Here is a 15,759-nt window from a genome sequence, read left to right on the forward strand (position 1 = left end):
ACGTTGAAGGTTGCGAAAGTGGCTTTCACAACACCCGGGTCGCCTGCTCGGCCGTACCCGGTCCTTGTACCCGCCGAAACACACCTCTGGTGATACATGAAGGCCCCCTTCGCACTTGAAGGGGGCCTTCACATCCTCTCCGGAGGACTACAGCTTCGCGCACTGCCCGGCGGCCGGGCCGCGGACGGTGTTCTGCAGGTCGTAGTCCGTCGGAGCGGGGGAGTTGGCCGCGCACGCCAGAGGTCCGCCGATCGTGCTGGCAGTCAGCACCGGCCCCTTGTTGCCCGTCAACGCCACCGGACCGCCGATCTCGGTCAGCTCGATCGAGACCGGCCCGGTCGCCCCGGTGATCGCCACCGGACCGTTCACCTTCGTCCGGTCCAGCAGGATCTGCGCCGCGGCCGTCGCAGTCAGCGGACCGGAGATCGACCCGCCGCGGACGATCAGGCTCGCGCCCGACGCCACCGACACCGGACCGGAAACCTTCGCACCGTCCACACAGGTCACCCCGCTCTGCACGGTCAGCGGGCCCTTGCGTTCGCCGGTGACGGTCTGCGTGCACGCCGCGTCCGGCTTGCCCAGCACCTCGAACTCCGACAGCGACGCCTCCCCGCCTGTGGTCGCGGTGACCTCGAGCCGGTAGTAGGCGTAGTGCGCCGGATTCGCGATCTTGAACGGCTTCGTCTGCTGGCGCCACTGGAAGGCCTGATCGGTCCGCTGATCCGCGACCGCCCAGGTCTTCCCGTCGTAGGAGCCCTTCAGCACCCAGCTCTTCGCGTCACCGGCACCCTTGCCCGAAGTCAGCGTGTAGTACGAACCCGCCTCGTTCGTCGACGGCACCTGGTACTGGATCGGCGCCTTGACCTTCGCCTCGGTCCGCGACGTGTTGTCGAAGAACGCGGCATCCGCGCCGGAGACCGGCTTGGTCAGGTCGTGCACCGGCGTCGGCACCGCGTCGCCCTTGGTGATCGACTTCGGCGCGTCGTCCGGGCCGGTGCCCCACGACGACGGGTTCGGGCCCATGTCGAAGTCGAGCGTCCCGCCATTGGCGATCGCCGAATGCGCCAACGAGGTCGACGACTGCGCCTTGCCGTTCACCTTCAGACCCTGCACGTAGACGTTCTTCGCGCTGTTCTTCGGCGCGTTGACCACGATCTTCTTGCCGCCGGGCAGGTTCACCGTCGCCTTGGTGAACAGCGGCGAGCCGATCGCGTAGTCCGAGCTGCCGACCTGCAACGGGTAGAAGCCCAGCATGCCGAACAACCACCAGGCCGACTGCTCGCCGTTGTCCTCGTCACCGCCGTAGCCCTGACCGAGTTCGCTGCCGACGTACAACCTGGCCAGCGCCTCGCGGACCTTCGCCTGCGTCTTCGACGGCTGACCCGCGTAGTCGTACATGTAGAGCGTGTGGTGCGCGGCCTGGTTCGAGTGGGCGTACATGCCCATCCGGACGTCCCGCGCCTCGGTCATCTCGTGGATGATCCCGCCGTAACTGCCGAACTTCAGCCCCGTCTCGGGCGTGGCGAAGAATTCGTCCAGTTTGGACGCCAGCCCCGCCTTGCCGCCGAACAGGTTCGCCAGGCCCTGACCGTCCTGCGGGACGGAGAACCGCATGCCCCACGCGTTGGTCTCGGTGTAGTCGATACCCCACACCTCCGGGTCGAACTTGTCCTTGGCGCGGGTGAACTTGCCCGCCGCGTCCCGGCCCTGGAAGAAACCGACACTCGGGTCGAACACGTTCACGTACTGCGTGGCCCGCTCGGTGAAGTACCCGTAGTTGTCCAGGTACTCCTGCTTACGCGGGTCGTTCGCCGGAGCCTCGTCGTAGAGCTTCTTCGACATGTTCGCGATGGCGTTGTCGTTGACGTAGCCCTCGATCGCCCACGAGAACCCGTGGTCCGCGGTGTTCGGCGCGTACCCGAGGAACGTGCCCTCGTCGATGCCCTTCCGGCCGACAGCGCCGTTCGGCGGGGTCACGGTCGCGTTCTTGACCGCCGAGTCGTAGGCCGACTGGACGTCGAATCCCTTGACTCCCTTGAGGTACGCGTCCGCGAACGCGGCGTCCGAACTCGTTCCGGTCATCAGGTCCGCGTAACCGGGGGAGGACCAGCGCGAGATCCAGCCGCCGTCACGGTACTGCTGGACGAAACCGTCGACCAGCTTGCCGGTGGTGTCCGGGCTCAGCAGCGAATACGCCGACCACACCGTGCGATAGGTGTCCCAGAACCCGTTGTTGACGTAGAACTCGCCGTCGACCAGTTTCGCCCCGGTCTGCGTCGGTGTGTCCTGACCGGCCTTCGGCGACACCGGGCTCGCGTACTTCTTCACCGGCTTCTCGACCGTGCCGACGTTCTCGAAGCCCGAGTTCGGGTACAGGAACAGGCGGTACAGGTTGGAGTACAGCGTGATCAGCTGATCCTTCGACGCGCCCTCGACCTCGACGACCTTGAGCTTCTCGTCCCAGGCCTTCGCGGCGGCCTCGCTCACCGACTCGACCGACGCGTTCGGGGCGAGCTCCTGCGCCATGTTCTTCTTCGCCTGATCGACGCTGATCAGCGAGGTCGCGATCCGCATGTTCACCGTCTTGTCGGCACCCGCGTCGAACTTCAGGTAGCCGAGGACGTTGTCCCGCTTCTGGTCACCCGAACCGGTCGACAGCTTCGAACCGGCGGTCACCGGCTTGTCGAAGGTGGCGTAGACGAACATCCGCGTCGCACCGGCGGACAGCCCGCTCTTCACGTCGCTGTACCCGGTGATGGCCCGGCCCGCGGGGTCGAGGGTGAGCCCGCCGTTGTTGTTGACGTTGTCGAAGATCAGGTTCGAGTCCGCGCCCGGGAACTTGAACCGGTACAGCGCCGCGTGATCGGTCGGCGCGACCTCGGTCTTGATCCCGTTCTCGAAGTCGACGCCGTAGTAGTGCGCCCGCGCCGTCTCGTTCGAGTGCTTGAACGGCAGCTTCCGCGCCTCACGGTCCGGATTCGGCACACCGCTCGCGGTCGAGGGCAGGAACTGGAAGGTCTGCCGATCGGCCATCCACGGACTCGGCGCGTGGCTCGCGGAGAACGCCTGCAGCGCCGGGAGGTTCTGCTCGTTGTTGCGCGAGTGGTAGGAGTACATCCAGCTCAACGTGCCCGCGTCGGTCGTCGGGATCCAGAAGTTGAACCCGTGCGGCACCGCGGTCGCGGGCATGTTGTTGCCCCGTGAGAACGACCCGTTCGACAGCGAGCCGCGCGTGGTCAGCACGTTGTCGGACGGACGCAGGCTCGCCGGCGGCGTCGGGGTCGCCGACACCTTGATGTCGTCCAGCCAGCCCTGCAGCGAACCCGGGCCGGACGGGTTGTCGTAGCCGACCAGGATCCGGTCGATCGTCTTGCCTTTCGCGACCACGCCGATCTGCGAGCGCACCAGGTTCCACTGGTTGGTGTAGAGCACCTTGCTCGCACCCTGGCCCTGCGGCGAAAGCCCGAAACCGTATTGATCGACGGCGCCGAGCTGGCTCAGGTAGGTGCCGTCGGTGAACGCCAGGTCCACCGCGATGTTCGTGCTCGGATACTTCAGGTCGCCGCGGATGAACTCCGGTTGCACCTTGTACGACAGCTCCGAGGTCGCCGCCACCGGGATGTCGACGTCGAAGATCTTGTTGTACGACCAGCCGTGCCCCTGCGCCTTGTGGCTGCCGGAGTAGCGGAACGCCCGCGTGCCGGTGAACCCGACACGGTTCTTGTTCGTGTAGCCGCCCGTCGGGCCGCTGTCGGCGAAGCTGCGCATGTTCGGCAGCGCCGGCGGCGCGGGGTCCTCGTTGGCCAGCAGCAGCTCCGAGAGCTGCATGATGTCGCCGCCGTTGTTCTTCGTGACGTTCAGCCGGAAGAACTTGTAGGCCGCGCTCGCCGCGGGAAGGCGATACTCCTTGGTCTGGAACCGGTCGGAGAACTTCTGTCCGGTCTGCTTGTCCAGTTCCGTCCACGACTGGCCGTCGGAGGAGCCCTGGAGCGTCCAGTCCTGCGGGTCGCGGTTGTCGAAGTCGTTCGCCGAGGACAGCGCGTACCGCGTGATCGACGTCGGCTCCGACAGCGTGACCTGCGCCCAGCCGGTCGGGGTCCAGGCGAGCCACTTGGTGTCGGTCGAGCCGTCGACGAGGTTCGACACCGCCTCGTTCGGGGTGTTCTCGCTGTTGGCGGAGGTTTCGGTGACCTTGCCGCGGATGTCACCGGGGATGGTGGTGGCGTTCGCGCCGTCGACGCCGAAGGCCTTCGGCTTGCCTGACGGGTCGACGTCGACGGTGTCGCTCCATGTCGGCTGCGGTTCACCTTGTTCGAAGGAGGAGTAGAAGTCCGGCGGGGCTTCTTCGGCCGCGGCGGTGGCCGGGAGGGCCATCAGCCCGGATGCCACGATCGTGGCGCTCAGGAGGGTGCAGACCAAAGGTCTGACGCTTCGGGGCATCGTTGCACCAATGCTTTCTCGCGGGGGCATGCTGGGCGCCGCACAGGCAGGGGACCGGTGGCGCCCAGAGAGAAAAACTCGGGTGTGACATCGATGTCAAGACACTCGGACAAACCTGGCCCGAACTGGACAACCCGGATGCCCCTGCGAGCCGTGCCGAAACACGGTGGACAACGCACAGAGGCCGGGCCAGGGTGAATGAGCAAACCAAGAGCGATCCGGGGAACTGGGGTGGGGAAATGCGGCGGTTGTCCATGCTCGGCGTGGCGGCGCTCATCACGGCAGGCTCGATACTCACGGCTCCGGCGGCCACCGCCGGCGAAACGACCTTCCGCCCGGTGCGCACCTGCGCCGACCTGGTGCGGACCTACGACCTTCCCGGCGCGGTCACGCACGTCGAGACCGCGACGGTGGTGCCGGCGACGGCGACGGAACCGGAGAACTGCGACGTCCGCGGTCACGTCGAACCCGCGGTGAAATTCCAGCTGCGGCTGCCGACCAAGACCTACGCCGGCCGCTATCTCCAGTTCGGCTGCGGCGGGTTCTGCGGCAGCGTCGCGACTCCGCCGTTCGCCGACTGCGGCCTGCCGCACGGTGGCGACGTCGCGGTCGCGGCCACCGACGACGGCCACGTCGGCACGACACCGAACGTCTTCGACGACGGCAAGTGGGCCGAGAACGACCAGGCCGCCCGCGACGACTTCGCCTTCCGGGCACCGCACGTGGTCTCGAAGGCGTCCAAGCGGCTGATCACGGCGTTCTACGGCGCTCCGCCGCGGAATTCCTACTTCAGCGGCTGTTCCGACGGCGGACGCGAAGCACTCCTGCTGGCGCAGCGCTATCCGCACGACTTCGACGGCATCGTCGCCGGGGCGCCCGCCGGATACTGGGGCCCGCTGATCGGCGTTTACCAGACCTGGCTCGCCAAGGTGAACACCGGCGCCGACGGCAAGCCGATCCTGACCGGTGACAAGCTCCCGGCCTTGCACGCCGCCGCACTGTCCTCTTGCGACAACGTCGACGGACTCGGCGACGGCGCCATCGACGACCCGCGCACCTGCCGCTTCGACCCGGCCACGATCGCCTGCCCGGCGGGCACCGACAACGCCGGCTGTCTCACCCCGGCACAGGTCATGGCCACCAAGAAGATCTACGCCCCGCCGACCGACGAACGCGGCCGCAAGCTCTACCCCGGCGGCCAGACCGTCGGCTCCGAGCTGTCCTGGTACGGCTGGACCATCCCGGCGCCGGAGTTCGGGGGCGCCGCCGCGTACGGGCTCGCCGACAACTACCTGAAGTACATGGCGTACCCGATCGGGACACCGCATTCGTCGGTCGAGAAGTTCGCTTTCACCGCTCGGGAATTCGACCGGCTGACCCCGGAAGGCATCCGCTCCAACGCGATGTCGACGGATCTGCGCGAATTCCGGCGTGCGGGCGGGAAACTCGTGATCTGGCACGGCTGGGCGGACCAGGCGATCCCCGCCGCGGGCACCCTCGACTACTACCAGCGGCTCACCCGCGCCAACGGCGGCCTCGCCGCGACGCAGGACTGGGCGCGGCTGTTCATGGTGCCGGGGTTGTACCACTGCGCGACCGGCGACAAGCTGACCGAGTACGACCCGCTGAAGGAACTGGTCTCCTGGGTCGAGCGCGGTACCGCGCCGGACCGCACGATCGCCACCGGCCGCGACGCCGACGGCAAGGTCTTCCGCACCCGGCCGGTGTTCCCGTACCCGCTTCAGACCAAGTACGACGGCACCGGAAGCATCGACGACGCCGCGAACTTCGTGCCTGTTGCGCCTTCGCGGCCTTCGCACGATCTCGTGAACTGGGCGGGGAACGATCTGTACGGCAAGGCCGGCCCTGTCGCTCCCTGAGTTCCGGCTACGTAAGTGTCATGAAGGGTCCCCTTAAGACGAAATTTGTCCTAAGGGGACCCTTCATGACATCCAGGGAGCCGCTACGAGAGAACGCCGTCCAGAAGCCGTACCCGCCGGTCCGCGATCCGGTGCACCTCGTCGTCGTGCGTTGCCACGATGACCGCGGCGCCCTCCTCGGCACAGCGCCGCAGCAGCCGGAGCACCCGCGGCGTGCTCCCGGCATCCAGATGCGCCGTCGGCTCGTCGGTGAGCAAGACCCGGGGCCGCCCGCTGACCGCCCTGGCGAGCGCGACCCGCTGCTGCTGCCCGAACGAGACTTCGAGCGGATAGCGGTCGCCGAGGTCGCCGATGCCGAGTTCCTCCAGCAGTTCCGAAACCCGCGCCTGGATGGCCTTCGCACTGGGCTTGGGCACGTCGGACCGCAGGCGCAACGGAAGAGCCACGTTCTCCGCGATCGTCAGCTCGTTCGCGAGACCCAGCGCCTGCGGCAGGACCGCGCAGGTGTGCCACGCCGGCGCGCCCGCTATCGGGACGCCGTCCAGCAGGACACTGCCGGAATCGGGCGAGTCGAAACCGCACAGCAGGGCCAGCAGCGCGCTCTTGCCGGAACCGGACCGGCCGGACACGGTGACCAGTTCGCCCGCGGCCACGCTCAGTTCGAGCCCGCGCAGGACTTCGACGTCCCCGCTGGGATGGGGGAACCGGCGGCGCAACCCGACGGCTTCGAGGGCGGGTTCCGCCATCACGGCACGACCTCCCGTTCTTCGACCTTTTCGAGCCTGCCCTTGTGCATCCGCGCGACCCGGGTGCCGAGTTCGATGAGCCGATCGTCGTGCGAGGCGACGATGACGGCGAAATCCTGACCCGCCAAGTACCTCAGGGTGTCGAGCACCCGGTCGGCCGAACCTTCGTCCAGCTGGGACGTCGGCTCGTCGGCGAGGACGACGGTCGAGCGCCGCGCCAGGGTGCAGCCGAACGCGAGACGCTGCTGCTGTCCGCCCGACAGCGCGGAGATCTTCCAGGCCCCCGTCCCGCCGAGCCCGAGCTGGTCGAGGATGTCGTCGGGCAGGCATTCCGTCCCAGCCGACTCCGCCGCCGCGCGGAGGTTGTCGGCGACGCTCAGGTACCCGAGCAGGTTGTCGGTCGGGTTCTGGAACACCAGTCCGAGGTGGTTCCGCCGCAGCGCCCGCCGGTCGCGATGCCGCAGCGTGCCGGTTTCGGTCCCCTGGAAGGAGATCGTGCCCCGGACGGGTTGCTCGAACAGTCCGAGTGTCCGCAGCAGGGTGGACTTTCCGGAACCCGACGGCCCCGCCAGCACGGTGATCCCGCGCGCGGGGATGTCGATGGTGACGTCGTCGACGCCGGTGACCGTGCCCGCCGGTGTCTGGTAGTCGACGCCGATCCCGCGCAGCCGGAAGATGGGTTTCTCAGGCACGGATCAGCTCCGCGGTCCGGGCGGTGCGCACCGAGCGCATCGCGATCCAGCCTGCCAGCGCCACGACGAGCACGCCGACGGCCAGCACGGTCAGGGCCAGCGGGGTCGGGTTGGGCAACGCCGACCGCGGCGCCAGGAACGTCGCCGGATCGAAGCGCGGCACGGACAGGCCCGCGACCGAGATCCCGCAGACGACGCCGATGACCACCGCGAGCCCGCTGAGCGTGCCCAGTTCCATCAGATGGCTCGCCAGCAGCGCCCGCGGCCGCATCCCCATCCGCAGCACCAACGCGCCCGCCAGCGCGTTCTGCCGCCGGCGGACCTCGACCGCGACCAGCAGCGACAGCACCGCCACCACGCCGAGCACGGCGCCGAGCAGCGCCATGAACGAGAAGGTCCAGGACACGACGTAGAACGGAAGCGCGTCGAGCGCGGACTCACGGGTGACGCGGTTGACGGCGGTGGCCACTCCCACCGACGTCAGCGCCTCGGTCACCTGCGTCATCGACGAGCCGGACAGCAAGCTCCATTTCGGAACGGCGTTCAGCTGCGCGGCGCTGAGCGATTCCCGCGAGATCACATACCCGGCCTTGGTGCCGATGATGGGGAACATCGGCATCTCGCCGATCGTCCTGGCCTCGGGGAGTCCGGCGGCCAGCGCGGGTTTCTGCTTGGCGTCGGTCCCGATCCGGATCGCCGGGATGCCAGGGCCGGGGCTCGACAGGCTGCCGAGCAGCCGGTCGACTTCGGCGGCGTCGAGCCGGGCGAGCGTGGCGCCGCGCCGGAAGGTCCGCGGATCCACGACCAGCACGACGTTGCCGGTGCCGGTCAGCTCGCCGACGATCGTGGTGTTGGCGGTGATCCCGCTGGGAAGCGCGACCTTCCCGGTACCGACCACGCTTTCGGTGTCGACCCGGGTCTCGGCGCCGACGAAGATGGCCGACTTCGTCTGCAGGGCCTCTTCCTGGCCGCGGGCGATGCCGATGCCGGTCGCCAGTGTCCCGATGGCCAGCGTGCCGATCACGAGCACCCCGGTGACCGGTGCGCGGGCGCTGGCCAGCCGGCGGATCGCCAGTTGCAGCGCCGGCCGGGACCACAGCCGCGCACGATGCGAGGCGAGCAACCCGAGCCAGGCCAGCCGTGCGGCGAGGAGGCCGACGGTGAGCACGACGAACACCGGATAGGTGAGCGCGAGCGGGTCGACCTGGGGGAGCGGGTTGCCGAGCCGGGATCCCTTGCCGTAGTCGACGAGCCGGGTCCAGCCGAGCAGGGCGACACCGGCGGTCACCAGTTCCCACGGGAAGATCGCCAGGAGCTTCACGCCCTTGCGCCGTCCGGACCTGACCCTGCCGAGTTCGAACTCGCGGTGGGTGCGGAAGGCGATCACCCCGGCCAGCAGGCCGAGTGAAACGAGCAGGATCACGGCCGCGACGAGCGATCCCGTCAGCAATGCCCCGTCGCCCAGTTCGCCTGGTGGACCGTAGACCCCCAGCAACAGCCGGGCGAGTGCCGCGCCCGCCGCACCGCCGACGACGATGGGCAGCCCGAGTTCGGCCACGGCGAGCAGCCCCAGCGCTCCCGGTCCGCTGCCACGGGCGGACAACAGCCTCAGTTGCGGGTGCCGTCGCTGGTACCACTGCAATGCGACCGTGCCGATCCCGGCGCAGCCGACCAGGATGCTGATCGCCGCGAGCGGCAGGATCGAGATCAGGACGTTCGATTCGGCCTGGTTGCTGATCTCCACCGAACGTTCGAACGGCAGCGACCCGACGACCGCGTCACCGAGACCTCGGGCACCGAGATCGGCCTTGACGTCCGCGATGAGCGCCTTCGACCGCTCCAGCAGGTCCTCGGCCTCGCTGATGGTCTTGGGCGGAGTCTCGTAGAAAGACATGTGCAGTGTGGCGATCGCCGGGACGCCCAAGGTGCGGATCGCGTCGTCGAACGTCTTCCCGTCGGTGGCGAACATGACCGAGTCGAGTGGGTCGTTGGCGAGCCTGCTGACGACGGCGTTCCGCTGCTGCGAGCACCACCAGCGCGGCGCCGGGTCGGAGATGTCGCGGTACAGCCCGGTCACCGGAGGGAACGGAGCGCCTTGAAGCTTCGGGACCGCCCCGGTCTTGATTCCCTCCGCCTTGGCCACGACGGTGCCCAGCAGAAGCCCGCCGGCGGCGGCTGTCCCGTCCACGAGGTCGAGGTGGCCTTGAACCGCCTGGTCCCGATGGGCGATGGTGACCTTGTAGTTGGGATCGCCGTTGAACTCGGTGCCCAAGAGATAAGGCGTGTAGCGGGAGGTGACCGGCTGGGCGAAACCGTGCGCCGGAGCGTTCCTGCGGACCGAGTCGATGACCTGCGGAGCGACCGCGGCCGGGACGTTGTCCTTGCTGAAGACCGGTCCGTAGTAGTCCGGGCACGCAAGGCCGGACTGGTACGTGACGGCCGCGCCGCCCGCGGCCGAGGCCTGGAGGACGGCGGCGGTGCCGAGGAAACAGGCCAGCAACGCCGTCACCGCGGCGATGATCAAAGTCAAAGGGCTGCTCAAAGCCGCCCGCGGAGCCGCTCGCCACGGCATTGTCACCCTGGGCCCGCCGGGAGCCCCCCACCTCACCCGCATGGATACGCACGCTACCGGTCAAGGCGGCTCGGGGACAGAAAGAAATCACTGTTTGTTGCCGACGTGAAGTAAGGGATGGTCCATTGTGGTGACCCGGGTGCACGATCATTGACTCTCGGTCACCAGATGATCGATCGGTGTCGCCGCTCCTGTCGCGCTCTCTTCGGAGAATGCGTTTTCTCCGAGCGCCTCCACGAGGCCGCCGGTGATCCTGTCGACGTCGCCGCGTTCGCCCTTCGCCAGGGGAGCGCCCGCCGATTCCCTGGAGGCCGCGGCCGCGCCCAGCAACCGGGCCGCCAGGCGATGTGCACCGGCTGCCGCCTGCGCGCCGGCCAGACCTTCCAGGCCGAGAGCGATCGCGCGAGGATCCCCGCCGTGACGCGCGATCGCCAGGCCGTCCGAATGGAGCTGCTTCGCCTTCGCCGTGTCCCCGCGCTGCTCGGCGATGAACCCGAGCTCGGCGAGGATCAGCGTGCTGCCCGCTTCGGAATCCACCCGGCGGTGCCAGTCCAGAATGGACGACAAACGCCGCTCCGCGTCCTCGAACCGCCCTTGCCGCCGCTCCCCGAGCGCCAGCCCGGTTTCGGCATAGACCTCGCCGGGCTTGAAGCTGTGCTCGACGGCCAACGCCCTGGCCCGCTCGTGGAACTCCGCCGCGCCGGCGAAGTCGCCGACGAGCAGCGCTGTCCGGCCGAGCCAGGACAGCTTGTAGGCGACCTCCGGCCACAGCTCGAGCTCCTCCGCGCGGCGAAGGCTCTCGCGATGGACGCGGGCCGCGTGGTCGTAGTCCCCGGCGATCGAAGCCAGCATGCCGAGGACGAACGACGCCTGGAGCCAGCCCCAGCGCTCGCCAAGCCCGTCGAAGATCGCGGCGCTCTGGGCGGCCATCCGGCCGCCGCCGGTGAGATCACCGCCGGAGATCAGGTGACTCGCCCTGTCGCTCAGCGCGGCGGCGGCGCTCCAGTCGTCACCGGCGTCGCGAGCGGCCTCCAGCGCGCCGAGCGTGAGCTTCTCCGCGCGGCACAGGTCGCCGATCGTGGACCACGCGTAGCCGAGAAACCACAGGGTCCGGGCCCGTGTCACGGGATCGACGATGCCCCACATGGCCTCCTCCGAAGCGCCCTCCGTGCAGGTGCCGTCGAGCACGGCGATGCCGGTGCACCAGCCGAGAGCCTGCGCGTACTCGTCGCCGGTGGTGATGTCCGTGGCGAGTACGAGGTTCAGCGAGCGCCTGGCCTCGGTGAGCCTGCCGCGAAGGAACCAGAACCAGGTCGTCGCGTTCACCAGCCGCAACGCGAGCCGATGCTCGCCTTGCCGCAGCAGCGTTTCCAGCGCACGGCGGGTATTGGCTCCTTCGGCGTCGAGCCTGTCCAGCCAGCGCCGCTGTTCCTTGCCGCGCAGACCGGCGTCGCCGCGCTCGGCCAGCTCGACGTGGAAACGGGCGTGCCGCAGGTGCAGGTCTTCGAGTTCGCCTGCCTCCTCGGCGTGTTCCAGGGCGTACGCGGAGACGGATTCCAGCAGCCGGAACCGCGGACCGCCGGACCTGTCCGGCCTGCTGACCACGAGCGATCGGTCGACGAGCCGGGACAGCAGGTCCAGGACGTCGGCGGAGCCGATCCCGTCGCCCGCGCAGACCGCCTCCGCCGAGTCGAGTCCGCAGCCTTCGGCGTGGACGGCGAGCCTGCGCAGCACGACCCGCTCGGGCTCGCTCAGCAGGCTCCAGCTCCAGTCGATCATCGCGCGGAGGGTCTGCTGACGGCGCGGACCGCCGCGCCTGCCTGAGGACAGGACACCGAACCTGTCGTCGAGACGGGTGAGGAGTTCGTGCACGCCGAGCGTCCGGACCCGGGTGGCGGCGAGTTCGAGCGCGAGCGGGATCCCGTCGAGCGTCCGGCAGATCCGGGCGACCACGTCCGCGTTCTCCGCGTCGAGCACGAATCCCGGGGCCGCGGCCGCGGCCCGTGCGGCGAACAGCCTGACCGCACTCGATTCGCGGACGGCGGCGAAATCCGTCTCGTCGGGCAGTGCGAGCGGCGGGACCGCCCAGACGTGTTCCCCGGGCAGGCCGAGCGGTTCCTGGCTGGTGGCGAGCACCCGCAGGTGAGGAGCCGCCGCCAAAAGCCGTTCCACGAGAGCCGCGACCGGCTCGACGACCTGCTCGCAGTTGTCCAGGACGAGCAGGATCTCCTTGTCCCGCAAGGCGTCTGCCAGCGACTGCGTCAGCGTCTTGGCCGAGGTGGCCTCCTCTCGGAGGTCCAGTACAGCTGTCAGGACGACGGCGACGAGGTCTTCGGGCGGGCACGTCGGGCACTCGACGTTGTCCAGGCCCGCCAGCTCGACCAACCAGGTGCCGTCGGCCATCGCGAGCCGCGACGCGGCCTCGATGGCGAGCCTGGTCTTGCCGACCCCGCCGGGGCCGGTGAGGGTGACCAGCCGTGCGTCGGTGACGAGTGCTCCGACCTCTTTGACCGCCGTCGTACGGCCGATCAACTCGGTCAGCGACTCCGGCAGGTTCCCGCGTACCGGCTCGGCGGCGCGGACTGGTTCGAGATCCGGGCTCCGGGTGAGGATCGCCTGGTGCAGGGCCGCGATATCCGGCCCTGGTTCGAGGCCGGTCTCGTCACGCAGACGAGACCGCAGCTCGGCATAGGTTTCGAGCGCTTCACTGTGCCGCCCGGCGGCGTACAACGCGCGCATCAGCAGGCCGCGGAGCCGCTCCCGGAGCGGATGCCGCGAGACCAGACCGGCCAGCTCCCCGGTGACGACGCCGTGTTCACCGAGCGCCAGCCGCGCTTCGGCTCGCTCCTCTTCGGCGAGCAGTCTTTCCTCCTCCAGGCGCTGCGCGGCGGCGACGGCGAAGGGTTCGTCCTCGAATCCGGCGTACGCGGGCCCTCGCCACAAGGCCAGCGCGTCCGCCAGCAGGGCGGCGCGAGCTCGCGGATCGACGGTGTCACGGGCGCGGGCGGTGAGCGCGCGGAACCGGTGGACGTCCAGGTCTCCGGGGTCGACGGCGAGGACGTACCCGGCGGGATGATGCGTCACGATCTCCCGGGCGCCCGGCTCGGCCCGATCGAGCGCGCGGCGCAGCTGGGAGATCTTGGTCTGCAGGGTGTTGCCCGGATTGCCCGGCGGATGCTCGCCCCACAGATCGTCGGCCAGCGACGACACCGACGCCGCCCTGCCCTCCCGGCTCAGCAGCCCGGCGAGCAGGAGCCGGACCTTCGCCTCGGGCACGACGACGGGCTCGCCCGCGGTCGTCCACGCGGCGAGGGGACCAAGCACTCCGAAACGCACGAAACCGACGTTAGCGCGAGGCACCGACAGTTCGTGCGCGGCGTCGTGCGCGGACCCGCAGCGATCCGTGCGCGGGCGGCGTCACGGTGGTCCCATGAGCGAACACGGCAAGACCCCGGTGACGGTGCTGGGGCTGGGCGCGATGGGAGTCGCGCTCGTGGAGGCACTACTGGCCGCGGGCCATCCGGTCACCGCGTGGAACCGGACCGCCAGCCGCGCCGAAGGAGTGGCGGCGAAGGGAGCCACGGTCGCCTCGACCGTGTCCGAGGCTCTCGCGGCGAACGAGATCGTGATCGCCTGCCTTCTCGACTACGACTCGGTGCACGAGGTCCTCGACCCCGTCGCGGCCGGGCTCGCGGGACGGCAGCTGATCAACCTGACCAACGGCACCCCCGGCCAGGCGCGCGAGATGGGCGCCTGGGCCGAGGAACTGGGCGCGGAGTATCTGGACGGCGGAATCATGGCCGTCCCGCCGATGATCGGCACTCCGGCGGCATTCATCTTCTACAGCGGCTCGGGCACCGTCCTCGCCCGGGCCCGGATGGCGCTCGACACCTTCGGCGGCGTCAACTACCTCGGCGCCGACCCGGGGCTGGCTCCTCTGTACGACATCGCGCTGCTCAGCGGGATGTACGGCAACTTCATCGGCGTCATCCAGGCCTTCAGCCTGGTCGGCTCGGCCGGGGTCAAGGCGAGGGAGTTCGCTCCGCTGCTTCGCGGCTGGATGGACGCGATGAGCGGCTTCCTGGAGCGCACTGCCCAACAGATCGACGACGGCGACTACGTGACCGACGTCGTGTCGAACATCGGGATGCAGGCGGCGGCCTTCCCGAACCTCGCCAAGGCCGCGGCGGAACAAGGCGTCAGCGCCGAACTGCTCGCCCCGCTGCAACCGCTGATGGACAAGCGGGTCGCCGCCGGACACGGCGCCGAGGACCTCGTCGGCGTCATCGAAATCCTCAAGAAGTAAAGGAAAACACAATGATCACACTGATCGGGCTCGGCCCGATGGGACAGGCCATGGTCCGGGTACTCCTGGAGAACGGCCACGGAGTGACCGTCTGGAACCGCACCGCGAGCCGCGCGGACGGCGTCGTCGCCGCGGGTGCCGTACGCGCCGAGACCCCGGCGGACGCCGTGGCGGCGTCGGAACTGGTGCTGCTGAGCCTCACCGACTACGCGGCGATGTACGACATCCTCGGCAAGGCGGAGGAAGCGTTGGCGGGCAAGGTGATCGTCAACCTCAGCTCGGATACCCCGGAGAAGACGCGCAAAGCCGCCGAGTGGGTCGAGGCCCGTGGCGCGAAGTTCATCGCCGGCGGCGTGATGGTGCCGGCCGAACTGGTGGGCAAGAACGAGGCGTACGTCTTCTACAGCGGTCCGGCCGAGGTTTTCGAGAAGTATCGCGAGACCCTGGCGCTGATCGGACGGCCGGATTTCCTCGGCGAGGACGTCCGGCTGGCGCAGCTGTTCTACCAGGCGCAGCTGGACATCTTCCTGAACTCGCTCTCGGCGTTCATGCACGCGAGCGCGCTGGTGCGTTCGGCCGGGGTACCGCTGGAGAAGTTCATGCCGTACGCCAAGGACAACTTCGCGATGATGGACTTCTACCTGGAAGCCGCGGTCGAGCAGATCGAGAAGGGTGACCACCCCGGCGAAGAGGCCGACGTGATCATGATGGGCGCGAGCGCCGACCACATCGTGCAGGCGAGCCGGGACGCCGGGATCGACGTGGCGCTGCCGGAGGCGGTCAAGTCGCACTACGACCGGGCGATCGCCGCGGGGTACGGGCGGAACTCGTGGACCAGTCTGTTCGAGATCATCGAGGCGGACCGCAAGTAGCCGGCTCCTTGCGTGGGTGGTTCCGCGCGTGAAGGCCTCCTTCCCTCGGCTCAGCCGAGGGAAGGAGGCCCTCACACGCAGCCAGGCTCCAGGCGTCCACTGTGGACGGATTTGTTATCGAATAGGCGATTTAATCGCGGGGTCGTAAGTGGCGATTCGGGTTATTGATAGGTAAGTCAAAGGTGTCCTGCCAGGTGTCAAGTCCGTGAAGGCCTCCTTGAGGGACCTAGAGACCCAAAAACATGCCTTAA

At 68.9% G+C, this 15,759-nt stretch carries 8 protein-coding genes; 3 read left to right on the plus strand and 5 right to left on the minus strand.

Annotation, left to right across the window (positions count from 1 at the left end):
• Window positions 1–147: 147 nt before the first annotated feature.
• Window positions 148–4,440, minus strand: a complete 4,293-nt coding sequence (locus tag ACFWMR_RS38245; RefSeq protein WP_378381928.1) for a GH92 family glycosyl hydrolase — start codon at window positions 4,438–4,440, stop codon at window positions 148–150.
• A 254-nt stretch (window positions 4,441–4,694) separates the two neighbouring features.
• On the opposite strand from ACFWMR_RS38245, the gene ACFWMR_RS38250 reads away from it, so the two are divergent.
• Complete coding sequence (locus ACFWMR_RS38250) at window positions 4,695–6,320, plus strand: tannase/feruloyl esterase family alpha/beta hydrolase (RefSeq protein ID WP_378381932.1); 1,626 nt, start codon at window positions 4,695–4,697, stop codon at window positions 6,318–6,320.
• 83 nt (window positions 6,321–6,403) lie between these two features.
• Here the strand turns inward: ACFWMR_RS38250 and ACFWMR_RS38255 are convergent, their stop codons facing one another.
• From ACFWMR_RS38255 to ACFWMR_RS38270, 4 genes are all read right to left on the minus strand, one after another.
• Window positions 6,404–7,066, minus strand: a complete 663-nt coding sequence (locus ACFWMR_RS38255; RefSeq protein ID WP_093937969.1) for an ABC transporter ATP-binding protein — start codon at window positions 7,064–7,066, stop codon at window positions 6,404–6,406.
• Window positions 7,066–7,758, minus strand: a complete 693-nt coding sequence (locus ACFWMR_RS38260) for an ABC transporter ATP-binding protein (RefSeq protein ID WP_093937968.1) — start codon at window positions 7,756–7,758, stop codon at window positions 7,066–7,068. The genes ACFWMR_RS38255 and ACFWMR_RS38260 overlap by 1 nt, the downstream gene beginning before the upstream one ends.
• Window positions 7,751–10,330: an FtsX-like permease family protein gene (locus ACFWMR_RS38265; protein ID WP_378381929.1), complete on the minus strand. Its 2,580-nt coding sequence runs from the start codon at window positions 10,328–10,330 to the stop codon at window positions 7,751–7,753. The genes ACFWMR_RS38260 and ACFWMR_RS38265 overlap by 8 nt, the downstream gene beginning before the upstream one ends.
• Window positions 10,331–10,477: 147 nt before the next feature.
• The gene (locus ACFWMR_RS38270) at window positions 10,478–13,666 is read right to left on the minus strand and encodes a BTAD domain-containing putative transcriptional regulator (protein ID WP_378381930.1); all 3,189 of its coding nucleotides are present in this window, start codon (window positions 13,664–13,666) and stop codon (window positions 10,478–10,480) included.
• 94 nt (window positions 13,667–13,760) lie between these two features.
• Between ACFWMR_RS38270 and ACFWMR_RS38275 the strand changes: the two genes are divergently transcribed.
• Complete coding sequence (locus tag ACFWMR_RS38275) at window positions 13,761–14,636, plus strand: NAD(P)-dependent oxidoreductase (protein ID WP_378276373.1); 876 nt, start codon at window positions 13,761–13,763, stop codon at window positions 14,634–14,636.
• Window positions 14,637–14,647: 11 nt separating this feature from the next.
• Entirely contained in the window at window positions 14,648–15,508 is an 861-nt protein-coding gene (locus tag ACFWMR_RS38280) for an NAD(P)-dependent oxidoreductase (RefSeq protein WP_378381931.1), read from the plus strand.
• Window positions 15,509–15,759 lie beyond the last annotated feature (251 nt).

Origin of the sequence: Amycolatopsis thailandensis (assembly GCF_042723255.1) — a bacterium.
Lineage (GTDB): Bacteria > Actinomycetota > Actinomycetes > Mycobacteriales > Pseudonocardiaceae > Amycolatopsis > Amycolatopsis thailandensis.